At 73.2% G+C, this 22,518-nt stretch carries 18 protein-coding genes, 1 other RNA gene and 1 pseudogene; 9 read left to right on the forward strand and 11 right to left on the reverse strand.

What is annotated here, in order from left to right:
• Positions 1 to 73: 73 nt before the first annotated feature.
• Positions 74 to 1,348, reverse strand: a complete 1,275-nt coding sequence (locus tag ACFYPJ_RS03575) for a hypothetical protein (RefSeq protein WP_389009733.1) — start codon at positions 1,346 to 1,348, stop codon at positions 74 to 76.
• Between the two features lie 187 nt (positions 1,349 to 1,535).
• On the opposite strand from ACFYPJ_RS03575, the gene ACFYPJ_RS03580 reads away from it, so the two are divergent.
• Genes ACFYPJ_RS03580 through ACFYPJ_RS03590 form a run of 3 tightly spaced genes read left to right on the forward strand, consistent with a single transcriptional unit; the run spans position 1,536 to position 4,443 of the window.
• Positions 1,536 to 2,435: a Nif3-like dinuclear metal center hexameric protein gene (locus tag ACFYPJ_RS03580; protein ID WP_389009736.1), complete on the forward strand. Its 900-nt coding sequence runs from the start codon at positions 1,536 to 1,538 to the stop codon at positions 2,433 to 2,435.
• Entirely contained in the window at positions 2,432 to 3,175 is a 744-nt protein-coding gene (locus ACFYPJ_RS03585) for a zinc ribbon domain-containing protein (RefSeq protein ID WP_389010147.1), read from the forward strand. Before ACFYPJ_RS03580 ends, ACFYPJ_RS03585 begins: the two co-directional genes overlap by 4 nt.
• Before the next feature lie 11 nt (positions 3,176 to 3,186).
• Positions 3,187 to 4,443 (forward strand): bifunctional RNase H/acid phosphatase, encoded by a 1,257-nt coding sequence (locus ACFYPJ_RS03590; protein WP_389009739.1) that lies wholly within the window; start codon positions 3,187 to 3,189, stop codon positions 4,441 to 4,443.
• A gap of 48 nt (positions 4,444 to 4,491) precedes the next feature.
• Here ACFYPJ_RS03590 and eda read toward each other — a convergent pair whose 3' ends face one another.
• Both eda and yaaA read right to left on the reverse strand, forming a co-directional pair.
• A complete protein-coding gene (gene eda / locus ACFYPJ_RS03595) occupies positions 4,492 to 5,142 on the reverse strand; it encodes a bifunctional 4-hydroxy-2-oxoglutarate aldolase/2-dehydro-3-deoxy-phosphogluconate aldolase (RefSeq protein ID WP_389009742.1) in 651 nt (216 codons plus the stop codon).
• A gap of 132 nt (positions 5,143 to 5,274) precedes the next feature.
• Entirely contained in the window at positions 5,275 to 6,057 is a 783-nt protein-coding gene (gene yaaA, locus ACFYPJ_RS03600) for a peroxide stress protein YaaA (RefSeq protein ID WP_389009745.1), read from the reverse strand.
• A gap of 165 nt (positions 6,058 to 6,222) precedes the next feature.
• On the opposite strand from yaaA, the gene rnpB reads away from it, so the two are divergent.
• An RNA gene (gene rnpB / locus ACFYPJ_RS03605) (RNase P RNA component class A) lies at positions 6,223 to 6,634 on the forward strand.
• A gap of 11 nt (positions 6,635 to 6,645) precedes the next feature.
• On the opposite strand, the gene polX is transcribed toward rnpB, so the two are convergent.
• The 6 genes from polX to ACFYPJ_RS03635 form a co-directional block, all read right to left on the reverse strand.
• Positions 6,646 to 8,397: a DNA polymerase/3'-5' exonuclease PolX gene (gene polX / locus ACFYPJ_RS03610; RefSeq protein WP_389009747.1), complete on the reverse strand. Its 1,752-nt coding sequence runs from the start codon at positions 8,395 to 8,397 to the stop codon at positions 6,646 to 6,648.
• 140 nt (positions 8,398 to 8,537) lie between these two features.
• Positions 8,538 to 10,448, reverse strand: coding sequence for a glycoside hydrolase family 5 protein (locus ACFYPJ_RS03615; protein ID WP_389009749.1), 1,911 nt, complete (start codon positions 10,446 to 10,448; stop codon positions 8,538 to 8,540).
• 277 nt (positions 10,449 to 10,725) lie between these two features.
• Positions 10,726 to 12,198: an MFS transporter gene (locus tag ACFYPJ_RS03620; protein WP_389009752.1), complete on the reverse strand. Its 1,473-nt coding sequence runs from the start codon at positions 12,196 to 12,198 to the stop codon at positions 10,726 to 10,728.
• 218 nt (positions 12,199 to 12,416) lie between these two features.
• Positions 12,417 to 12,761, reverse strand: a complete 345-nt coding sequence (locus ACFYPJ_RS03625; RefSeq protein WP_389009755.1) for a cytochrome C oxidase subunit I — start codon at positions 12,759 to 12,761, stop codon at positions 12,417 to 12,419.
• 15 nt (positions 12,762 to 12,776) lie between these two features.
• Positions 12,777 to 14,465 (reverse strand): cytochrome c oxidase subunit I, encoded by a 1,689-nt coding sequence (gene ctaD / locus ACFYPJ_RS03630; protein ID WP_389009758.1) that lies wholly within the window; start codon positions 14,463 to 14,465, stop codon positions 12,777 to 12,779.
• Between the two features lie 330 nt (positions 14,466 to 14,795).
• Positions 14,796 to 15,218 carry a MazG-like family protein gene (locus tag ACFYPJ_RS03635; protein WP_389009761.1) on the reverse strand — a complete coding sequence of 141 codons (423 nt, stop codon included), beginning with the start codon at positions 15,216 to 15,218 and terminating at the stop codon, positions 14,796 to 14,798.
• Between the two features lie 294 nt (positions 15,219 to 15,512).
• Between ACFYPJ_RS03635 and ACFYPJ_RS03640 the strand changes: the two genes are divergently transcribed.
• The 3 genes and pseudogenes from ACFYPJ_RS03640 to ACFYPJ_RS03650 all read left to right on the forward strand — a co-directional run bounded on the left by ACFYPJ_RS03640 (position 15,513) and on the right by ACFYPJ_RS03650 (position 17,599).
• The gene (locus ACFYPJ_RS03640; protein ID WP_389009764.1) at positions 15,513 to 15,836 is read left to right on the forward strand and encodes a nuclear transport factor 2 family protein; all 324 of its coding nucleotides are present in this window, start codon (positions 15,513 to 15,515) and stop codon (positions 15,834 to 15,836) included.
• Between the two features lie 136 nt (positions 15,837 to 15,972).
• Positions 15,973 to 16,068 (forward strand): annotated as a pseudogene (locus tag ACFYPJ_RS03645) (aldo/keto reductase); the annotation flags it as partial.
• A gap of 307 nt (positions 16,069 to 16,375) precedes the next feature.
• Positions 16,376 to 17,599 carry a D-alanyl-D-alanine carboxypeptidase family protein gene (locus ACFYPJ_RS03650; protein ID WP_389009767.1) on the forward strand — a complete coding sequence of 408 codons (1,224 nt, stop codon included), beginning with the start codon at positions 16,376 to 16,378 and terminating at the stop codon, positions 17,597 to 17,599.
• A gap of 301 nt (positions 17,600 to 17,900) precedes the next feature.
• Here ACFYPJ_RS03650 and ACFYPJ_RS03655 read toward each other — a convergent pair whose 3' ends face one another.
• Both ACFYPJ_RS03655 and ACFYPJ_RS03660 read right to left on the reverse strand, forming a co-directional pair.
• Positions 17,901 to 18,659 (reverse strand): SDR family oxidoreductase, encoded by a 759-nt coding sequence (locus tag ACFYPJ_RS03655; RefSeq protein ID WP_389009770.1) that lies wholly within the window; start codon positions 18,657 to 18,659, stop codon positions 17,901 to 17,903.
• Positions 18,660 to 18,741: 82 nt separating this feature from the next.
• A complete protein-coding gene (locus tag ACFYPJ_RS03660) occupies positions 18,742 to 19,749 on the reverse strand; it encodes a Gfo/Idh/MocA family protein (RefSeq protein ID WP_389009772.1) in 1,008 nt (335 codons plus the stop codon).
• 207 nt (positions 19,750 to 19,956) lie between these two features.
• Between ACFYPJ_RS03660 and ACFYPJ_RS03665 the strand changes: the two genes are divergently transcribed.
• Both ACFYPJ_RS03665 and ACFYPJ_RS03670 read left to right on the forward strand, forming a co-directional pair.
• Entirely contained in the window at positions 19,957 to 21,192 is a 1,236-nt protein-coding gene (locus ACFYPJ_RS03665) for a serine hydrolase domain-containing protein (RefSeq protein WP_389009775.1), read from the forward strand.
• A gap of 295 nt (positions 21,193 to 21,487) precedes the next feature.
• Positions 21,488 to 22,504 carry a small ribosomal subunit Rsm22 family protein gene (locus tag ACFYPJ_RS03670; RefSeq protein WP_389009778.1) on the forward strand — a complete coding sequence of 339 codons (1,017 nt, stop codon included), beginning with the start codon at positions 21,488 to 21,490 and terminating at the stop codon, positions 22,502 to 22,504.
• The last annotated feature ends 14 nt before the right edge of the window (positions 22,505 to 22,518 follow it).

The raw sequence follows: 22,518 nt of genomic DNA on the forward strand, positions 1-22,518 counted from the left end.
ATCATTTTCGTACAACCGGGCGAGTTTAACCGGGGCAACGCGGGGCGGATCCAGGCGGGCACACCAACCGGCACTACTTCGTTACAAGACGTCCCAACGGAGCTTGCTGGAGGGGGACGGGGCGGGGCGCGACCGGTTGTCGAGGCTCCGGTTCCGCCATGAGCGGGTCCGGCACCGAGCCCTGGGACTCCGTCAGGTCCGCGGAACCTGCCGAGCCCGTGGCGTCCGTGGAGCCCGTCGAGTCCGCCCTCGTGGAGCCGGGGCGGCCAGGCGAACCCGGGGCGCCGGGCGAGCCCGAAGAGGTGCCCGGCGTCTGCCGCTCCCGCGCGGGCACCGTCAGCCGTGCCAGCCCGCACGCCACCTCCGCCGTCGCGTACGGCAGCAGCAGCTCCCCGTCCGCGGTCCACCGCCCGGCGCCCGCCAACCAGCCTGCGGGCGCCGGGAGAGGGCACACCTGCCGCTGCGCGGGCCGCCACACCCCGACCCACGTGCCGAGCGGACCCTCGACGCGCAGCGCCACCGCGCAGCGCTCCGGCGTCAGCACCTGCCCCGGCTGGATCGCGAACGGTGTCACCACGCAGTCCGGCATCCGCAGGCTCGCCGGGAAGCGCACCGGCAGCATGCTGCCCAGCACGCCCCAGCCCAGCCGCTCCCGGCCCGGCGAGGGCGCGTCCGACGCGATCAGGAGCAGGCCGCTGTCCGGATCGGCGAGCAGCAGCCGGTCGTCGCTGTCGGCCGCGATCTGCAGCAGCGGCGACACCTCGCCACCCCGCTCCAGGTCCACCACGACCGCCTTGGTGCACCCGTCCGCCTCCCGGTCCAGCGCCAGCAGCCGCCCCGTGCCGTCCAGCCAGACCCCGCCCGAACAGCGGCCCGGCACCTCGGCCAGGTGTTCGGGACCGAAGGCGCCGCCCGCCACCAGCCACACCGCCGTCGACCGCGGGCCGACCGCCAGGGCGTAGGCGCGCGTGCCGCCCGGAGCCGGCGGCAGCAGCCGCAGCCGGGTGCCCGCCACCGGGCACTCCACCGCGCCGAGCGGCAGTTCGCCGGTGTCCGGTCCGGTCGGATACAGCAGCGCGAACAGATGCCGCCCGGCCGCCGACCGGTGGATGAGGACCCGCCCGTCGCCCATCGGCTGCACCTCGGTGCCGGGCTCCTCCGGCTGATGGCCGGGCAGCGGTACGGCGTACGGCTCGGGGCCGTCCAGCGTCCAGCGCTCCGGGAACCAGGAGCCGTCGGCCGGCGCGAGCCGGGCGGCGTAGGCCCCGTCCGCCGTGATGGCGCAGCCCGCCTCCGGCTCGCCGTCGTAGGCGTCGGCTGCCGAGGGTTGGATCGCACAGGCCGTCATCGTTCGGTCACCTCCGGCGACGAACGTAGTTTTCGCACGCACAGGCGTGGCACCGGCGAGTGGCCTCTTCACACATAAGGGTGGCCACGCAGCGGTTCGCCTGAGGGAACGGAGACGCGTGTGCTGCTCGGGCCCGCACGTCCGGAGCCGATAGGTCCCCGCAGAACAGGCAGGTAGCCTTTCCCCCGTGCCCCGTCTGTCTGAAGTCATCGCAGCGCTGGAGAACCTGTGGCCCGCCGAGCGTGCCGAGTCCTGGGACGCGGTCGGCACGGTCGTGGGCGATCCCGGCCAGGAGGTCGGCCGGGTCCTGTTCGCCGTGGACCCGGTGCGGGACGTCGTGGCCGAGGCGGTGCGGCTCGGTGCCGACCTGCTCGTCACCCACCACCCGCTCTATCTGCGCGGTACGACGACGGTCGCGGCCGGCACCGTCAAGGGCCGGGTCGTGCACACGCTGATCAAGAACGACATCGCGCTGCACGTCGCCCACACCAACGCCGACACCGCCGACCCGGGCGTCTCCGACGCGCTGGCCGGGGCGCTGGACCTCAGGGTCGTACGCCCCCTCGTGCCCGACCCCACCGACCCGGCGGGCCGCCGGGGCCTCGGCCGGGTCTGCGAACTCGACCACCCCGTCACCGTGCGCGAGCTGGCCGCCCGCGCCGCCGAGCGGCTGCCCGCCACCGCGCAGGGCATCCGGGCGGCCGGCGACCCCGAGGCCCTCGTCCGCACGGTCGCGGTCAGCGGCGGCTCCGGCGACAGCCTCTTCGACCAGGTGCGGGCGGCCGGCGTGGACGCCTTCCTCACCGCCGACCTGCGCCACCACCCGGCTTCCGAGGCCGTCGCCGAAAACCCGCTCGCGCTGCTCGACGCGGCGCACTGGGCCACCGAGTGGCCCTGGTGCGAGCTGGCCGCGGCCCAGCTCGACGAGATCTCCGACCAGCACGGATGGAACCTGCGCGTGCACGTCTCGAAGACGGTCACCGATCCCTGGACCGCCCACGCGGCGTCCCGTCCGTCGCCCACCACCGCCCGTCCACCGAGCGCCACCCGCGCCTCCTCCTCTCACTCACCGGGAGCCCCCAACTGAACGCAGCGCCCGCCGATCAGATCCGACTGCTCGACGTCCAGGACCTCGACGTCCGCCTCCAGCAACTGGCCCACAGGCGGAAGTCGCTGCCCGAGCACGCCGAGATCGAGTCGCTGACCAAGGACCTCACCCAGCTGCGCGACCTGCTCGTGGCCGCGCAGACCGAGGAGAGCGACTGCGCCCGCGAGCAGACCAAGGCCGAGCAGGACGTCGACCAGGTGCGCCAGCGCGCCGCCCGCGACCAGCAGCGCCTCGACTCCGGCGCGGTCACCTCCCCGAAGGACCTGGAGAACCTCCAGAAGGAGATCGTCTCCCTCGCCAAGCGCCAGGGTGACCTGGAGGACGTCGTCCTGGAGGTCATGGAGCGGCGCGAGGGCGCGCAGGAGCGGGTGGGCGAGCTGACCGGACGGGAGACTTCAGTACAGGCGAAGATCGACGACTCGACCGGCCGCCGGGACGCCGCGTTCGAGGAGATCGACGGCGAGGCGGCGACGGTGACCAAGGAACGCGAGGTCATCGCCGGTTCCGTCCCCGCCGACCTGCTGAAGCTGTACGACCGGCTGCGCGAGCACCAGGGCGGCATCGGCGCGGCCAAGCTGTACCAGCGCACCTGCCAGGGCTGCCGCCAGGAGCTGGCCATCACCGAGCTGAACGAGATCCGTTCCGCCGCGCCGGACACGGTGGCGCGCTGCGAGAACTGCCGCCGCATCCTGGTGCGTACGGCCCAGTCGGGACTGTAAGGGGCCCGGGCGTGCGGGAGTTCATCGTCGAGGCGGACGGCGGGTCGCGCGGCAATCCGGGACCCGCCGGGTACGGCGCCGTGGTGCTCGACGCGGCGACCGGCGAGGCGCTGGCAGAGGCCGCCGAGTACATCGGCGTCGCCACCAACAACGTCGCCGAGTACCGGGGGCTGCTGGCCGGCCTGCGGGCCGCGCGGGACCTCGACCCCGGCGCCGCCGTCCACGTCCGGATGGACTCCAAGCTCGTCGTGGAGCAGATGTCGGGCCGCTGGAAGATCAAGCACCCCGACCTGAAGCCGCTGGCCCTGCAGGCGGCCGGGGTCCTGCCTGCCGACCGGGTCAGCTACGAGTGGATCCCCCGGGAGCGCAACAGGCACGCCGACCGGCTGGCCAACGAGGCGATGGACGCGGGCCGTCGGGGCGAACAGTGGTCGCCGTCGCGGTCGACGGCCGCGCTGGACGCGGGAACCGCTCCGGACACGGGGCCGGCTCCGGACGGTGGATCGGCTCGGGACGCGGGACCGGCTCCGAACGCCGGAACCGCCGTACCCGGGCCCGGCGTCGCCGCCGCCGCGGCGGAAGCCGATCTGCGGGCCGCGCAGGCGGTGGCCACGCCGAGTACCGGGTGGGCGCCCGCCGACCTCGGGGCGCCGTCCACCTTCGTGCTGCTGCGGCACGGCGAGACCCCGTTGACCCCGCAGAAGCGGTTCTCCGGGAGCGGCGGCAGCGATCCGTCCCTGTCGGAGGCCGGCCGGGAGCAGGCGCAGCGGGCCGCCGCCGCCCTGGCCCGGCGCGGCACCGTCGAGGCGGTCGTGTCGTCACCGCTGGCCCGGACCCGGGAGACCGCCCGGATCGTCGCCGCCCGACTGGGCCTGGACGTGGCGGTCGAGGACGGGCTGCGCGAGACGGACTTCGGCGCCTGGGAGGGGCTGACCTTCGGCGAGGTGCGCGAGCGCCATCCGGGCGACCTGAACGCCTGGCTGACCGATCCCGCGGCGCGGCCGACCGGCGGCGGCGAGAGCTTCACGGAGACCGCCGCCCGCATCGCCGCCACCCGCGACGAACTGGTCGCCGCGTACCCCCGCCGGACGGTCCTGCTGGTCACCCACGTGACCCCGATCAAGACCTTCGTACGGCTGGCCCTGGGCGCCCCGCCCGAGTCCCTGTTCCGGATGGAACTGTCGGCGGCGTCGCTGTCGGCGGTGGCGTACTACGCGGACGGGAACGCGAGCGTACGGCTGTTCAACGACACGTCCCACCTGCGCTGAGCACCCCGCGCCCGGCCGGCGTACGCGCACAGCCGGCCGCTCCCGGCCTCACCCGGCCGGCTGCGCCCCGCCCCGCACAGCCGGCCGCAGCCCCGCCGCCACCCGGGCCAGTGCCTCGATCCGCCCCCAGTCCCGGGCCGTCACCGTGTCCTCCGGGACCATCCAAGTGCCGCCCACACAGCTGACGTTGGGCAGGGCCAGGTACTCCGGGGCGTTGGCCGGGCCGATCCCGCCGGTGGGGCAGAAGCGGGCCTGCGGCAGCGGACCGGCCAGCGCCTTCAGATACGCCGTGCCGCCCGCCGCCTGCGCCGGGAAGAACTTCATCTCCCGCACCCCGCGCTCCAGCAGCGCCACCACCTCCGAGGTGGTCGACACCCCCGGCAGGAACGGCACCCCGGACCCGCCCATCGCGTCCAGCAGCGCTTCCGTCCAGCCGGGGCTGACGAGGAACCCCGCCCCGGCCGCGCACGCCTGTGCCGCCTGGGCGCGGGAGAGGACCGTTCCGGCGCCGACCACCGCCTCCGGGACCTCGGCGGTGACGGCCCGGATCGCGTCGAGCGCGGCGGGCGTCCGCAGCGTCACCTCGATCGCGGGCAGCCCGCCCGCGACCAGCGCCCGCGCGAGCGGTACGGCGTCGGCGGCGTCCGGCAGTACGACCACGGGCAGAACGGGCGCGAGATCCAGCGGCGATGAGGGCATGCGGCTCATCCTGCCCGCGGGGCACATCATGCACAACGATCGTTGCGCATGATGCAACGGACCCGCACGCCGGTGGCCCGCAGCACACCCCGGCCACGGCCCGGGCGCCGACAGTCCGCCACCCGCACGCCCTCAGTGCACCTCGGTGACCAGCACGTCCAGCGACCAGGCCCGGTCCCCCCGCGCGGGCGTCCGCGCCTCCACCACGTACCCGAGATCCCGCAGTGCCTCCACCAGCTCGCCCGGGCCCTCCGGTGCGGCCCCGGACGACAGCAGACTGCGGACGATCCGCCCCTTCGTCGCCTTGTTGAAGTGGCTGACGACCTTCCGGGTCGGCGCGTGCAGCACCCGCACGGTCGCGGTCCGGCCCGCGACCTCGCCCTGCGGCTTCCACGCGGCGGCGTACGCGGTCGAGCGCAGGTCCAGCACCAGCCCGCTCCCGGCCGCCGGGGGCAGCGCCTCGGCCAGCGGACCGCGCCAGTGCGTGCCCAGCGCGCCGAGGCCCGGCAGCCGCACCCCCATCGAGCAGCGGTAGGACGGGATCCGGTCCGTCACCCGCAGCGCACCCCACAGCCCGGAGAAGACCAGCAGCGCACGCGCGGCCCGCCGTTTGGCGGCCGGGTCCAGGGAGGCGAGGCCGAGGGCGTCGTACAGCACACCCGTGTAGACCTCCCCGGCGGGCCGCGTGCCCGCCGTGCGCAGCGCGGCGTTCTTCGCGACCTCGCCGCGCAGCCCCTCGCTCAGCCCGAGCACCTCGCGCGCCTTGCCCTCGTCGCCTGTGCACAGCTCGACCAGTTCGTCGAGGACGGCCGCCCGGGCGGCGGACAGACCCGGCAGGGACAGCGACTGAGGCTTCAGCGCGGCGCCACGGCCGGACGCGGCCTTGCCTTCGGACGGCGGCAGCAGGACAAGCAACGCGTACTCCTTCTCTCGGCCTTCGCGCCAGCGTACGGCCACGACACCGGCGCACCCACGCCCACCGCACCCTGCGCACCGGCCGAAGCGGCCCGCCGCGCCGGTCGGGGGCGCGGGCCGGTCCGTGCCACCCCGCACGCCCGGTAACATGGTCGACACGGCAGACGAGCCGGGCGGACGGCCGCGTGGAGCCCTTGACGGGTCTTCCCGAGGAACGTCCGGACTCCACAGGGCAGGGTGGTGGCTAACGGCCACCCGGGGCGACCCGCGGGACAGTGCCACAGAGAACAGACCGCCGGGGACCGTATCCGTACGAGCCTCGGTAAGGGTGAAACGGTGGTGTAAGAGACCACCAGTGCCCAGGGTGACCTGGGCAGCTAGGTAAACCCCACCTGGAGCAAGGTCAAAAGGAGCGCCGTCAGAAGCGCTCTGCGCGGACGTTCGAGGGCTGCCCGCCCGAGTCCGCGGGTAGACCGCACGAGGCCGACGGCAACGCCGGCCCTAGATGGATGGCCGTCTCCCGGCCGGCCGCGAGGCCGACCGGTGACAAAATCCGGCGTACAGCCCGACTCGTCTGCCTGCCGCCTTTCAACCCGTCGCGGCCGTGGTTTTACGCCCCTTGCGCAGGAAACGCCGCAGACGGGTCTGCGGCCAGGTATTGATCACATCGTCCTCGGTGAGCCAGCCGCGCTGCGCGGTGCCGATGCCGTACCGCATGTTGGCCAGGTCGGGAACGGAATGCGCGTCGCTGTCCACGGCGAACCGCACCCCGTGGCGGCGGGCCCGCACGATGTCCTCGTCGCGCAGGTCAAGGCGGGCGGGGTGGGCGTTGATCTCCAAAGCCGTGCCGGTGCGCGCGCACGCGGCGAAGATCTCGTCGAGGTCGACGTCGACGGGCGGCCGCCTGCCGAGGATGCGGGTGGTGGGGTGGCCGATGACATGGACGTACGGGTTCTCGCAGGCGCGCACGATCCGCCGGGTCAGTGCCTGGCGGCTCTGGTTGAAGTGCGAGTGCACGGAGGCCACGCACACGTCGAAGGCGGCCAGGAACTCCCCGGGCCAGTCGACGCCGCCGTCCGGGCCGATGTTCAGCTCCACACCGTGCAGCAGCTGCATGCCGCGCCCCTGGCCGTAGGTGCCGTCCAGCTCCCGCACCCGCTCGCGCTGGGCGAGGATCCGTTCCTTCGTCATGCGCTGCATGGACAGGTCCGGCCCGTGGTCGGTGACCGCGTAATAGGCGTAGCCTCGCCCGGCGGCCGCCCGCACCATCTCCTCCAGGGACGCGAGCCCGTCGGTCAGGTCGGTGTGCGTGTGCAGGTCGCCCCTGAGGTCCGACTCCACCACCAGCTCCGGCAGCTCGCCGCGCAGGCCGGCCTCGATCTCCCCCCGGTCCTCGCGCAGGGTCGGCGGGATCCAGGGCAGCCCGAGCCGGGCGTAGATCTCCTCCTCGGTCGCGGAGACGACCTTCTCCCCGCTCTCCACGTCGAAGAGGCCGTACTCGGACAGCTTCAGCCCCTGGTGCACGGCCAGCTCCCGAGTGCGTATGTTGTGCGCCTTGGAGCCGGTGAAGTACTGCAGCGCCGCGCCCCAGGAGTCCGGCGGCACCACCCGCAGGTCGACGGCCAGTCCCTTGGCGGTGCGTACCGAGGTCTTGGCCATGCCGTGCGCGATGACCTCCGTGACGTACGGCAGCTCGGTGAACGCCTGCATCAGCGGCCCCGGCTCCGCTGCCGCGACGAGGACGTCGATGTCGCCGATCGTCTCCCGCATCCGGCGCAGGGACCCCGCGTAGGTGCAGCGGTCGCAGCCGGTCACCCGGGACAGCGCGCCGGTGATGTCGTCGGCGAGGTCCATGGCCACGTCGAGCAGGACGCGGTCGCCGGAGGACTTGAGGAGTTCGACCCCGTGCAGGATGTTCTCCTGAGTCCTCGGCCCGAAGCCCTTCAGACCGTGCAGTTTCTCGGCGCGGATCGCCTCGACCAGCTCGTCGACGGAGGCGATGCCCTGTTCTTCGTAGAGGGCCAGGGCCTTCTTCGGGCCGAGCGTGGGGATGGCGGTCAGCTGCCGGACGCCGGCCGGGATCCTCGCGCGCAGTTCGTCCACCGCGGCCACCCCGCCGGTGCGGAAGTACTCGGTGACCTTCTCCGCGATCGACTTGCCGACCCCGGGGATCTGCTGCAGCCCCTTGGTGTCGAGGGTGGACACATCGGCGTGGTACCCGCCGATCGCCCGCGCGGCCTTCTCGTAGACGCGCGCCTTGAAGGCGTCCTTGCCGGTGATCGAGATGAGGTCCGCGTACTCCCGGAGCAGCGCCGCGACCTCGTCGTTGGATCGAGCCATGTCTTCGGAGTAGGCAGAAACGAGCGGTTCATGCGTGCGGCTGCGCCGTACCTGGGTACGGCGCAGCCGGGGCCGGCCGGGCAGGCTCACCGGTCGACCGGTGAGCCTGCGCTTCGGCGCGGATGCGGGTGCGGGCGGGATCAGGTGAGCTTCCGGCACAGCAGGGCGTCGGGGCCCTGGCCGGCGCCCAGCCGGGTGGTGTAGGCGATGCCGGCGGCGTACTCGTCGTCGGCGCACTGGCCCTTGTAGTCGCCCTGGGCGAAGTCGCCGCCCGGCGGGTTCGCGGGACGGTTGTCGGAGCGGTCGAACCACACGGTGCGTCCGGTGGTGCCGAGCGGCACGCGGGCGGGCACGCACAGGGCGGCCGACGTCCGGCCGCCACGGTGGCTGTACCCGATGAGGAAGTTCCCGTCCGGACACTGGAGTTTGGTGTAGCCGGAGGCCCAGTCGCCGCCCGCCGGGACGTACCGCTCGTCGGTGACGGCGGTCTGGGCGGTGCCCGCGGCGCGCAGGTCACCGACGGTGACGTCCGTGCACAGCCCGCGCCCACTGCTGTGGCCGATGCCGATCAGCCGCTGGCCGTCGGGGCAGGCGGCCTTGGAGGCGCCCACGTCCCAGTCGCCGCCCGCGCGTACCCGCAGCGATTGCACCTGGTCGCCGTGGTCGGTGCTGAGCATGTTCCAGCCGGGTACCGGGGCGACGGCTCCGGTGCGGCTCGGGGCGGTCATCAACCGGTTCCAGCCGGCGCTGCGCCAGTCGGACCCGTCGAGGATGCCGTGGCGGTCGCCCGCGGTGCCGTAGCGCAGCAGGGCCCAGTCGTCGTGGCCCTCCCATCCGACGAGCGGCCAGTACGCGAAGTCCGCGTCGTGGCCGGCGAAGTAGTCGGTGATGTTGCCGAACCAGGTACGGGCGGCGGCACCCGTCTCGTTCGCTCCCGTGCCGAACTCGCTGATCCACACAGGCGCGGTGAAGTGCCGGTCCGCCTCCTCGGACACGAAGAACGCCTCGTCGTACAGGGCCTGGTCGAGCTGGTCGCGGGTGAGGTCCTGGTAGCGCGGGTCGTGGGTCTCGCCGACGCCGGTGGCGCCGCTGTGGTGCGGGCCGGTGTACCCGTAGAAGTGGGCGGAGTACACCAGCTTGTGGCTGGTGACGAGGGTGTGCGAGAGGGTGCGGGCCGGGGTGAGCATCGGGCGGCCGTGCGGCAGCCCGTCGACGGGCAGGCCGGTCCAGTTGATCCCCTCGACGACGATGAGCAGCCGGGGGTTGGCCTCGGTGAGGATGCGGTCGGCCGCGAGCTGCGCGGCGGCGTACCAGTCGTGGGCGTCGCCCAGGCCCCAGTTGGGGTCGTCCAGGACGTCCCGGCGTACTTCGTTGTAGAGGTCGGCGCCCACCACCCGCGCGTCGCCGGCGTAACGGCGGGCCATGAAGATCCAGTCGTCGGCCCACTGCTGGGTGGACTGGCTGCTGTTCCACCGCTCGTTGCCGTCCAGCCCGCAGCACCAGCGGGAGGTGTTGGTGTGGTTGTTGAGGATGACCGCGAAGCCGTCCTGGGTGAGGGCCGCCACGACGGCGTCGAAGACCTGGAGGGGTGTCCGGCCGCGCAGTTGCGGGTTGGCCGCGACGGCGGCGTCCGGCACGGGTGCCGTCGCGTGGACCATCTCGTTGGCGAAGGGCAGCCGGATGCTGTTGATGCCGAGTTGGTGGAAGTCGGCGAGCAGCCGGGGGAGCGGGGTGCGGTCCAGGCCGAGGGGGATGTTGTGGGAGTCCTGGCCGGCGTGGTGGGCGGCGGGGTCGTCGACGCTTCCACTGCCGGTCCAGGAGCCTTGTGCGCCGTCCCAGTTGGCGGACTTCAGCCGGAAGCGGTTGCCCTCGGCGTCGACGACGTACCGGCCGCGGGTCGACAGGGGCGGTTGCCAGGTCGGGGCCGCGGGGGCGGGGGCCGAGACGGTGGCCGAGGCTGTGGTGTCGCCCGGGGGCGGCGCCGGGGCGGCGGTTGCCCCGGGGGCCGTGGGCAGCAGGAGGAGGACGGCCGCCACTGAGGGCAGCAACATCCGGAATAATGTCAGGTGCGGGTCAAATCGGCGGGGTGGCATGGGGCCTCTGTGGAGGGGAGAGGGGGCGGGGGCGAGGAGGTGCGGGTGCCCGCCGGGGTGAAGACGCGGTCCCGGCCGCGGCGGTGTGGCGTGGATCTGGACGCGAGCGTAGCGGGCGGGCCCGGGCCGAGGGGATGGCCTGGGCGGAATCCGATGGCCCGGGCAAGACCTGTTGTCCCGTCCGTCTGCTTCTCGGCCTGTCTGTTCGCTTCTCGGCCGTTGCGCGGCCTGGCTCTCAGGGCGGGGTGACGCGGGGAGTGATGACCGTCACCTCGGCGCCGGAGAGTTCGTTCAGGGCACGCCCGCGGGTTTCGACACGGAAGGCGAGGGTGACGACGAACCCGAGCGCGCAGGCGACGGCCACCCCGTACAACAGGGCGCTCTCCCCGACGGAGGACAGCAGGACGGGGAAGAGGAAGGTCCCCAGGGCGGCGCCCAGCTTTCCGCAGCCGGCCGCGAAACCGTGGCCCGCGGTGCGCATCTCGGACGGGAACACCTCGGCCGGCAGCGCGAACGTGGTGGCGTTGGGCCCCAGGTTCATGAAGGTGTTGAAGACCCCGAAGCCGGCGAAGACCAGGACGAGGTGGGCCTCGGCACCCCCGGGAAGCTGCCCCGCCACGGCCAGGCCGCACAGCGCCAGGGCCATCACCGCGAATCCCGTGAGCTGGAGCGGGATCCGGCCGACCCGGTCCACCAGCACGATCGCCAGACCGAAGCCGACGGCCAGGAAGACGTCCAGCACGGCCGTGCCGGTGGTGGAGGCGATGTCCTCGTCGATGAACGTGGCGTGCGGCCCGGCCACGGAGAACGAGGCCAGCAGGGTGGGCGTGAAGATGCCGACGCCGTAGGTGGCGATGTCCATCAGGAACCAGGGGACCGAGGCGAAGACCGTGCGCCTGCGCCAGCGGGCGGAGAACAGCCGCGGCTGGATGAACGCCCGCAGTCCCTCGGGCGCCGCCTCCTGCCGTAGCCGGTCGGCGTCGGTCACCCGCACCGGGACACCGGCCAGCCGCCGGCCGACCTCGCGCGCCTCCCGCTCCCGCCCGTTCTGCGCCAGCCAGCGCGGGCTTTCCGGTGCCTTGCGGCGCAGCCAGACGATGAACAGGGCCGGCAGCGCCCCGAACCCCAGCAGAATCCGCCAGGAGTCGGGCTGCGGCCGCAACTGGAGGATCACCACGCCCGCCAACGCCCCCAGCAGGATGCCCGCGGCCTGCAGACTGAACGCGGCCACCAGCCATCTGCCGCGGTTCTTCGAGGGCAGGATCTCCGCCAGATAGCTCGCGGCGATCGGGTAGTCCAGGCCGACCGCCAGACCGAGTGCGAAGCGGAACGCCGTCAGCGACCAGACGTCCCACGCCACCGCACACAGCAGCGAGAAGACGACGAACATCCACAGGTCGACCCGGAAGATGCGGCTCCGCCCGATCCGGTCGCCCAGCGGTCCCAGCAGCGCGGCACCGAAGATCGAGCCCACGATGGCGGCCGCCGAGACCAGTCCCGTCTGCGCGGCGCTCACCTTGAAGTCGTGCGAGATCAGCGGGTTGGCGACCCCGATCACGAAGAAGTCGAACCCGTCGAGCATGATGCCCAGACCGGCCAGCAGCCAGAACAGGACGTGCAGGCGAGTGGTGGCCGCGTTGTCGAGCGCTTCGCCCAGCGGCTGTGCCCGGTCGGAGGGGTCGGTCGTCGGCGTGGTCTCGGTGGTCATGGTCCTCACCAGGCCAAGGAGCGCGTCGGGGCGGAGGGATGTCCGGGGCGGGCAGATGTCCGGGGCGGACGGAGGTCATGGTGCGGTATGCGGGCCGCCACGCCCGCGGGCGGCGAGCGGGACGGCACGCCGGACACGGGCCGCCGGACCGGCGCGCGCCGCCGGACACCCGCCGACGGACCTACGAGGGCGAGGCCGAGGACAGGGCCGAGGGGGCGTCAGAGGATGGACAGCAGGGCGGCCAGCGTGGCGAGGGCGGCGCACACGGCCAGGGTCAGGCCCAGACAGCGCCGCCGCAGCAGCCGGTACCGGCTCTCGTACTCAGCGCGCAGGGACGCGCACCGGGCCGCGATGCGTTCCAGGTCCTGCTGGGCCCGTTGCAGGCTGTCCGAGACGTGGCGCTGCTCGACCTGCGCGCGCTGCGAGGTCGTCAGCCAGTCCATCGGCCGGACGAACTCCTGCGCCCGCCGCTCAGCCTCCGCGATCCTGGCCTGCCACAGCAGGTAGCCCTCCACCTGGTTCGCGAGTTCGCCGTCCGTGTCCTGCCGTGCCAGTTCGCTCACTTGGTCCTCAATCGGTCACAGCACGCCGTGCATCCGCGCCTCGGCCGTCGCGATCTCGGGGTGGTGCAGGTCGAACGCCGGGGATTCACTGCGGATCCGCGGCAGGGTGAGGAAGTTGTGCCGCGGCGGCGGGCAGGACGTGGCCCACTCCAGCGAGCGGCCGTAGCCCCACGGGTCGTCCGTGCCGACCGGCTTGCCGTACCTGGACGTGTGCCACACGTTGTAGAGGAACGGCAGCATCGACAGACCGAGCAGGAACGAGGAGATCGTCGAGACCATGTTCAGCGCGGTGAAGCCGTCGGCCGCCAGATAGTCGGCGTACCGGCGCGGCATGCCCTCGGCGCCCAGCCAGTGCTGGACCAGGAAGGTCCCGTGGAAGCCGGTGAACAGCGTCCAGAAGGTGATCTTGCCGAGGCGTTCGTCCAGCATCTTGCCGGTGAACTTGGGCCACCAGAAGTGGAATCCGGCGAACATCGCGAAGACGACCGTGCCGAAGACGACGTAGTGGAAGTGGGCCACCACGAAGTACGAGTCGGAGACGTGGAAGTCCATCGGCGGCGAGGCGAGGATGACACCGGTCAGACCGCCGAACAGGAAGGTCACGAGAAAGCCCGCCGCCCAGAGCATGGGCGTCTCGAAGGACAGCGCGCCCTTCCACATGGTGCCGATCCAGTTGAAGAACTTCACCCCGGTCGGTACGGCGATCAGGAAGGTCATGAAGGAGAAGAAGGGCAGCAGCACGGCGCCGGTGACGTACATGTGGTGCGCCCACACGGTGAGCGACAGCCCGGCGATGGAGATCGTCGCGCCGATGAGGCCCATGTAGCCGAACATCGGCTTGCGCGCGAAGACCGGGATGACCTCGGAGATGATGCCGAAGAACGGCAAGGCGATGATGTACACCTCGGGGTGGCCGAAGAACCAGAAGAGGTGCTGCCACAGCAGCGGTCCGCCGTTCGCGGCGTTGAAGACGTGCGCCCCGAACTTGCGGTCGGCCTCCAGGGCGAGGAGCGCGCCCGCCAGGATCGGGAAGGCGAGCAGGACCAGGAAGGCGGTCAGCAGCACGTTCCACACGAAGATCGGCATGCGGAACATGGTCATGCCCGGGGCGCGCATGCAGATGATGGTGGTGATGAAGTTGACCGAACCGAGGATGGTGCCGAAGCCGGACAGCGCCAGGCCCATGATCCACAGGTCGGCCCCGACGCCCGGTGAGCGGATCGCGTCCGAGAGCGGCGAGTAGGCGAACCAGCCGAAGTCCGCCGCGCCCTGCGGGGTGAGGAAGCCGGCGACCGCGATCAGCCCGCCGAACAGGTACAGCCAGTAGGCGAACGCGTTCAGCCGGGGGAAGGCCACGTCCGGTGCGCCGATCTGCAGCGGCATGATCCAGTTTGCGAAACCGGCGAACAGCGGCGTCGCGAACAGCAGCAGCATGATCGTGCCGTGCATCGTGAACGCCTGGTTGAACTGCTCCTTGGAGACGATCTGCAGTCCCGGCCGGGCCAGTTCGGCGCGCATCACCAGCGCCATCACCCCGCCGGTCAGGAAGAACGCGAACGACGTCACCAGGTACAGCGTGCCGATCGTCTTGTGGTCGGTGGTCGTCAGCCACTTCACCACGACACTGCCGGGGCTGCTGCGCCGCACCGGCAGTTCACTGCCGTAGACGGTGGCCGGCCCGGTCGGTTGGTTCAGAATGCTCAAGGCTCTGTGCTCCTGGCACGGGATCCGCGCCCGCTGCGCGACGTCGTCTGTCACCGGGCATCCTGGTGGAACGGAGACAGGGCCGACATGCCGTGCGGCCGACACGCGGCCGTTCGTGTGGAACCCGTACGCGAATGGAGCAGTCCCGGGGTCCGGCCGGCGGCGCGGCGGACTCCTGCCGCCCGCCGCTGCCCGCTCGATTCGGCCGGCCGGGCGCAGTGGGTGGTCGGCCGGGGTTTCTGGCGGTGCCCGGGGCCGAGGCCGGGCGGAGACGAGACGCACCGGCGGGCGGCGGACCCCGGACCCTCACCGCCCGCCAGCGGCCCGGGGCTACGCGTCGGGCCGCCGCGGGGCAGGGGCTGCCTGAGCGGCGGCAGGAGCGGCTTGAGCGGCTGCAGGGCCGACCTGGGCCGGGCCGAGCGAGCGCTCGGTGACCCGGGCGAGGTGGCGGGTGAACTCCTCGCGGGCGTCCGGGGTCAGGGTGCGCAGGGCGATCAGGGCGGTGATGACGACATCGCAGAGTTCGGCCCGTACGTCCTCCCAGGTGTGGGTGACGCCCTTGCGCGGGTTCTGCCCGGTCACGCCGATCACCGCCTGGGCGACCTCGCCGACCTCCTCCGACAGTTTCAGCAGGCGCAGCAGCAGGGTCTGCGACCCGTCGTGCGGGCCGTGCGCGTCCAGCCAGGCCCACAACTCGTCGATGGCGGTCCAGAGGTCCGCGGGCGCGGGTGTACGGGTGTCCCGATCGGTCATGCCCCGCAGCCTGCCACGCCTTCGGTCACGGCTCGCACAGCGCCTACGGCCACGGCTCGCACAGCGCGCCTCCCGTGCGCGCCCGGCCCGCCGCTGGTACCCGGTCGGAGCAGCAGCGGGCCCAGATGTCACGTCGGTCGTGACAGGTCACGGTGGCTCCCCGGTGCGGACAGGCGGACGGCTGGGAACGGGCTCCTGCCCCGGCGTCCGTCGTCGTCTCCGGGGCCGTCGGACAGCCCGCCCCGGTGGCCGTTCGGATGGCGGGGTCCGGGGAGCGGTGTGAGTGTGGCTGGCATGGCGATCCAGACATCGAAACTCAGCGATCCGGCGGTCCGCGCCTTCGTCACCGCTGTCAACGCCCATGACCGCCGGGCCTTCATGGACATCCTCGCCCCGGACGCCACCATGTCCGACGACGGCGCCGACCGGGACCTCGCCGAGTGGACCGACCGGGAGATCTTCTCCTCCAACGGCCACATGGAGATCGACAAGGAGTGCCGGGGCGGTCGCTCCCTCGTCGCCCGGTACCGCAACGACGAGTGGGGCGAGATGCGGACCAAGTGGTCCTTCATCGTCGAGAACGGCAGGATCTCCCGCTTCGAGACGGGACAGGCGTGACGCAGACGCAGACGCAGACGTAGTCGAGGCGTGGGCTTGTGCTCGGTGCGCTCCAACTCCTGGCGTCGCCGGGCATGGAGAACACGGGATGAGGATGCCGCGGGTACTGGCAGGACGCCGGGGACCGCCACAGGTACTCATCCGCGCCTACGCCTGGAGCACCGGCGACCCGGCTCGCGCCGCCCTCCTCGCCGAGGGCCCGTACTGCACAGCCGTGCACCACGCGCTCAATCCGCCCTGCGGGCAGGGGCGTACGCGTCCGGCACACGCACCGCGTCCCACCTCGGCGGGGAGACACCGGGAACCCGCCCGAAGCGGGTGATCCGGTACCAGCCATGACCACCGGCGGGCGAAGAATCCCCGTGCTTCAGCGCGGGACACGGAGGGCGAAAGCCAGCAAGGAACCACCCCAGGTGAAGGACGCGTGCGGGGTGCGCGAGCACCGTGCCGGACTGGGATTTTCATAAAACAGCAAAGTCCTGGCCCGATGCGCCTCCTCGGTCGGGGAAGCCCTCTGGACTGCGTGTACGGTCCTTGGGATGCGCGAAAGTTCCCGGCTCACGCGGCGTGCCGCCCTCGGTCTCACGGCCGCCGCCCTTCCCTTGTCCGCTGCCGCCCCCGCGACCGCCGCGGGCCCGGCCGTGATCGGTGGTGAGCTGCTGGCCCGCTCCGGGGTCCAGGTCCGCGGGGCCGGGCTGCCCGCGAAGCTCACGGCACGCTCATGGCTGATCGCCGACTGTACGAGCGGAGAGGTGCTCGCCGCGTTCGACGCACACCGGCGGCTGGCGCCGGCGTCCACGCTGAAGATGCTGTTCGCGGACACCGTGCTGGGCAAGTTCGACCGCACCGACAGGCACAAGGTGTCCGAGGAGGAACTCGCCGGGATACCGTCCGGTTCCAGCCTCGTCGGGATCCAGGCCGGGGTCACCTACACCGTCGAGCAGCTGTGGCAGGGCGTGTTCCTGCACTCGGGCAACGACGCGGTGCGCGTGCTGGCCAACATGAACGGCGGGGTGGCGAAGACGGTCGCCGAGATGCAGGCCAGGGCGCGGGACCTACAGGCCCTGGACACCCATGTGGTCAGCCCCGACGGCTTCGATCACGAGGGACAGCTGTCGTCGGCGTACGACCTGACCGTCTTCGCCCGGCACGGGCTGAAGAACGCCGACTTCCGCGGCTACTGCGCCACCCGGACCGCCGACTTCCCGGCGGGCGGCAAGAAGACGTTCCAGATCCAGAACACCGACCGACTGCTCACGGGCGCGTGGGGCCTTGACCGGTACCAGGGTCTGATCGGGGTGAAGAACGGCTACACCAGCAACGCGGGCAACACCTTCACGGGTGCCGCGACCAGGGACGGGCGCACCTTGCTGGTCACCGTGATGCATCCGGGGGCCGGCAGCAACGCCGTGTACGAGGAGACGGCGGCGCTCCTGGACTGGGGCTTCGCGAAGGGCGGCTCGGCACAGCCGGTGGGCGTGCTGGTCGACCCGCTCAGTGAGGGCGGATCACCGGCGAGCCCGCAGCCGGTCCGGGGCGCCGCGGGCGCCGCGGGCGCGTCGGCGGCCGGGGCGTCGAAGGGCCCCTCGTCCTGGCGTCTGCTGGAGGGCGCGGCGGGCACGGTCGTGGTGCTCGGCGCGGGCGTCTGGGCGCTGCGCCGCCGCAGGTCGGCCGCGGCTGGGGCGGCGGCGGGGGCCGAGGCGAACCCCGGGCCCCGGACCGGCACCGACCGGCCTCGCTCCCGGGCCCGGCACCGGGGCTGAGCCGAGCGGCCCCCGGCCCGGGCCCGGCACCGCGACTGAGTCGAGCGGTGCCGGGCGGCCGACGTCCGTGGCGGCCGTTCCACCCCCGGTGCGCACCTCGCGCCCCGCGCGAGGTCCACCCCCACCCGGGCCCGGTGGAACGGCCGCCGCCCCCTCCCCCTCGATGTGGTCTGCGGAACTGCGTTGCCCAACTGTGAAGCTTCGATGGAGGAAAGTTGAGCACAGGTTCACCACCGGCCGCAATGGGCCGGAGATGCAAACTCCGCTTTCCCGACTGGGGAGTTGACGGGGCGTAGGCCGCTCAGCCCCGTCCCACGTACGGCATCGACGTCGCCAGCACCGTCGCGAACTGCACGTTCGCCTCCAGCGGAAGCTCGGCCATGTGCCGCACCGTACGGGCCACGTCGGCGGCGTCCATCACGGGTTCCGGGGCCATTTCCCCGTTCGCCTGCAACGCGCCCGTCTCCATCCGGGCCGTCATGTCGGTGGCCGCGTTGCCGATGTCGATCTGCCCGACCGCGATGCCGTAGGCCCGGCCGTCCAGGGACAGGGACTTGGTCAGGCCGGTCAGCGCGTGCTTGGTCGCGGTGTACGCGACCGACTGCGGCCGGGGAGTGTGCGCCGCGATCGAGCCGTTGTTGATGATCCGGCCGCCACGGGGGTCCTGCCCCTTCATCTGCCGGTACGCCGCCTGCGCGCACAGGAACGCCCCGTTGAGATTGGTCTCGACCACGTGCCGCCAGGCGTCGTAGGGCAGGTCCTCGACCGGGACGCCGCCGGGGCCGAAGACGCCCGCGTTGTTGAACAGCAGGTCGATCCGGCCGAAGCGGTCCACCGTCGTCGCGAACAGCGCGGCCACGTCGTCCGGTCGAGACACGTCCGTGCGCACGGAGAGCGAGTCCTGTCCGGGCACCAGCGCCGCCGTCCCGGCGAGCCGCTCGGCCCGTCGCCCGGCGAGCGCCACCGACCAGCCCGCGCGCAGCAGTTCCACGGCGACCGCCCGCCCGATACCGGACCCGGCTCCGGTCACCACCGCGATCTTCGAATCCCTGTCAGTCATGGCTGAGCAGCGTAGGCGAGCGTGGGCGGCGGATCCGCCATGCGGAATCAGATGTCCGCCGGACGGCTGGCCGGGCCCGGGTTCAGGCGGCCACGGCATCCCCCGGATACCGCACGCCGATCCGCTCCCGGATCGTGTCCAGCGTGCGCATCACGGCGAGCGTGCCGGAGAGCGGGACCAGCGGGGATTCCTGCTCGCCCGCCCGCAGCGCCCGCATCACCTCCGCCGCCTCGTGCCGCAGCGTGTTGCGGGGGCCGTCGGCCGCGTCGAGGACGAACTCCTCGGCGTCGCGCCCGTCCCGGTGCAGCACGAACCGCTCCGGGTTGAAGAAGCCGTCCGGGATGTCGATCCGGCCCTGCGATCCGGTCACCGACGCCGCCACCGCCGTACCGCCGACGATCGAGCAGTGCACCGAGGCCAGCGCCCCGCCGTCCCAGGACAGCAGCGCGCCCGTCTGGAGGTCGACGCCCTCGGGGGCGAGGACCGCGCGGGCGTCGAGCGCGGTGGGCTCGCCGAGCAGCAGGTGGGCGAAGGACACCGGGTAGACCCCGAGGTCGAGCAGCGCGCCGCCGCCCAGCGCCGGGTCCCGCAGCCGGTGCGCGGGCGGGAAGGGGCCCGCGAGTCCGAAGTCCGCCTGCACGGTGCGCACGTCGCCGATCGCCCCGTCGTCGACCAGCGCCTTGAGCCGGCGGACCAGCGGATTGCAGTACATCCACATCGCCTCCATCAGGAAGCGCCCGTGCTCGCGTGCCAGCGCGACCAGTTCCCCGGCCTCGCGCGCGTTCAGCGTGAACGCCTTCTCGCACAGCACGTTCCGCCCGGCGGCCAGGCACAGCCCGGCCGCCGCCCGGTGCGCCGAGTGCGGGGTGGCGACGTACACGACATCGATGTCCTCGTCGCGGGCCAGCGACTCCCAGTCGCCGTACGCCCGCGGGATCCCGAACCGCTCCGCGAACGCCCGCGCCGACTCCTCGGTCCGCGAGGCCACCGCCGCGATCTCGGCGTCCGGCAGATCCACCAGGGCAGCCGCGAACGAGGCCGCGATACCGCCCGTCGCCAGGATGCCCCACCGTACGTTCCGCTCCGCCATTCGAGCCCGCCTCGCTCATGAGTGCCTCGACACTGTGTACGACCTGAGAGCATAGGTGCCGCTCGGCCGCGCGGACCGCGGGCACCGGCCGGCGGGGGAGACCGCTGCCCGGACCGGGCCCGCTCTCCGATGCCGCCGGGCAGGGCACCGGCACCCCGCCGACCGTCGTCCAACCGGTGGAAACGTGCTGGTGCCAGGGCCTGTTTCATGGGAACGTGCCCTCCCTGGAAAGCACGCGCGAGCGCGGAGAACGGGGGCCGTCGCCTGCTCCGGCGCGGCCGCGACCTTGGGGGAGGACAACTGAACACGCCGAGACTGCGTGTCGGCACACCGGAACGGGCCGGGCTCGACCGCGCGGAACTCCAGCGTCTCGCCGAGGAGACGCACGACCTCACCCAGGGGGCGCACCCCTGGGCGGCGGGCGTCGTCGTGGTCGCCGGGCGCGGGCCGGTGATCGCCGTACAGGAAGCGGCGGGCTGGGCGGTCCGCTACAGCGCGTACGACGCCGGCACCGACAGCGGTGTCGAACTGCCGCCCGCGGCCCGGGTGCCGGTGACCGTCGACACCCCCTTCGACCTGGCCTCCCTCACCAAGCTGTTCACGTCCGTCGCGGTCGTGCAGCAGATCGAGCGGGGCACCCTCGACCTCGACGCGCCGGTCTGCGTCCATCTGCCGGAGTTCCGGGCCCTGGGCCGGCACGGCGTCACGGTGCGCCAGTTACTCACCCACACCTCCGGGCTGCGTCCCGAACTCCCGCTGTACGACTGCCCGGACGACCCGGCCCGGCTGGCGATGCTGCGCGCGGAGGCACCGACGGGACCGGCCGGGCAGTACCGCTACTCGGACCTGAACATGCTGCTGCTCCAGCTCCTGCTGGAGCGGATCACCGGGCGAACCCTGGACGCCCTGGTCCACGAGGGCATCACCCGGCCGCTGGGGATGCGGGCCACCCGGTTCGGACCCTGCCCGGGCGCGGCGGCCACCGAGGACCAGCGCCGGCCCTGGGCCAAGGCGGACCGGGGGATGCTGCGGGGCGTGGTGCACGACGAGAACGCGTGGGCGCTGGGCGGGGTGGCGGGCCATGCGGGACTGTTCTCCACGGGCCGGGACCTGGCGGTCTTCTGCCGGGCGCTGCTGGCGGGCGGACAGTACGGGCCCGCGCGCATCCTCGGCCCGGACCTCACCGAACTGCTGCTGACCCCGCCGGGCCTGGGCTTCGCCGTCGACCAGCGATGGTTCATGGGGGAGTTGGCGGGGCGCGGCGCGGCCGGGCACACCGGCTTCACGGGGACCTCACTGGTCCTGGACCGGGCCACCGACACCTTCCTGGTGCTGCTGGCGAACACCGTGCACCCGCGCCGGCGCGAACCGGACAGCACCCCACGGGCCCGCGCCGCGACACACCTGGCCCGGGCGATACGCCGCATTCCCTCCGGGGACTGAGGGCCGGGGGCCGGAGCCGGTCCGGGCAGCCCACGTCCAGGTGGCGGGGGACGGCGGCCGGTCTCGCCGCGTGGCGCGGTGAGGATGCGCGGGCGGCGGGCGCCTCCCAGCCCGCCGCCGGAGCGCCACGCGCGATGGCTCGGGCGCCATGTGCCACGCGTCGGGCGCCCGCCGGTGCCCCGGCCGCCGCCGCAGAGTCCGCCGCCACCGAGGCCGCCGGGAGGGCCCGCCGGGCATGAGGCGGCCCCTCCGGGCTCCCGCCCGGACCCCGGGAACGGCTTCGTACAATCGGCGGGTGACAGAGCCCGTTCAGCCCGTGCAGTTCGTAGAGCCCGTACGTCCCGCCGAACGGCTCCGGGCCGCGCTGGCCCGTCTGCTCGACGGACTGCCGCCGTCGCAGGCCGGCCCGGCCGTGGAGCGGCTGATCGCCCACTACCGAGGGGCCACGCCGACCGACGCGCCGATCCTGCGGGACCGCGCCGACGTCGCCGCGTACGCCGCGTACCGGATGCCCGCGACCTTCGCGGCGGCGCGGGCCGCGCTCGGCGCGTTCGCGGACGCCGTGCCCGGCTGGGCGCCGGCCGGCCACACCGACCTCGGCGGCGGCACCGGTGCCGCGGCTTGGGCGGTCGGCGCCACCTGGGCGGGCACCCGGCCGGTGACCGTGCTGGACTGGGCCCAGCCCGCGCTCGACCTCGGCCGGGAGATCGCCGCCGCCGACCCGGCGCTGCACGGCGCCCGGTGGCTGCGGGCCCGGATCGGCGCGGCCCTCAACCTCGACCCCGTCGACCTCGTCACCGTCTCCTACGTCCTCAACGAACTGTCCGTGGCCGACCGCGCCGCCCTCGTCGACGCGGCGTCCGCCGCCGCGCAGAACGTCGTGATCGTCGAGGCCGGCACCCCCGACGGCTACGCCCGCGTCATCGAGGCCCGGGACCGGCTCATCGGCGCCGGGTTCCGCATCGCCGCGCCCTGCCCGCACAGCGCCGCCTGCCCGATCGCGCCGGGCACGGACTGGTGCCACTTCTCCGCCCGGGTCAGCCGTTCCTCCCTGCACCGGCAGGTCAAGGGCGGGTCGCTGCCGTACGAGGACGAGAAGTTCAGCTACGTCGCCGCCACCCGCCGCCCGGCCGGACCGGCGCCCGCCCGGGTGGTCCGGCGTCCGCAGATCCGCAAGGGGCAGGTCCTGCTCGACCTGTGCGAGAGCGACGAGCGGCTGGTCCGCACGACGGTCACCAAACGCCACGGCGAGCTGTACAAGGCGGCCCGGGACGCCGACTGGGGAGACCCCTGGCCGCCGTACGGGCCCTGAGGGCATGGGCTAGC

Origin of the sequence: Streptomyces sp. NPDC006012 (assembly GCF_042871185.1) — a bacterium.
Lineage (GTDB): Bacteria > Actinomycetota > Actinomycetes > Streptomycetales > Streptomycetaceae > Streptomyces.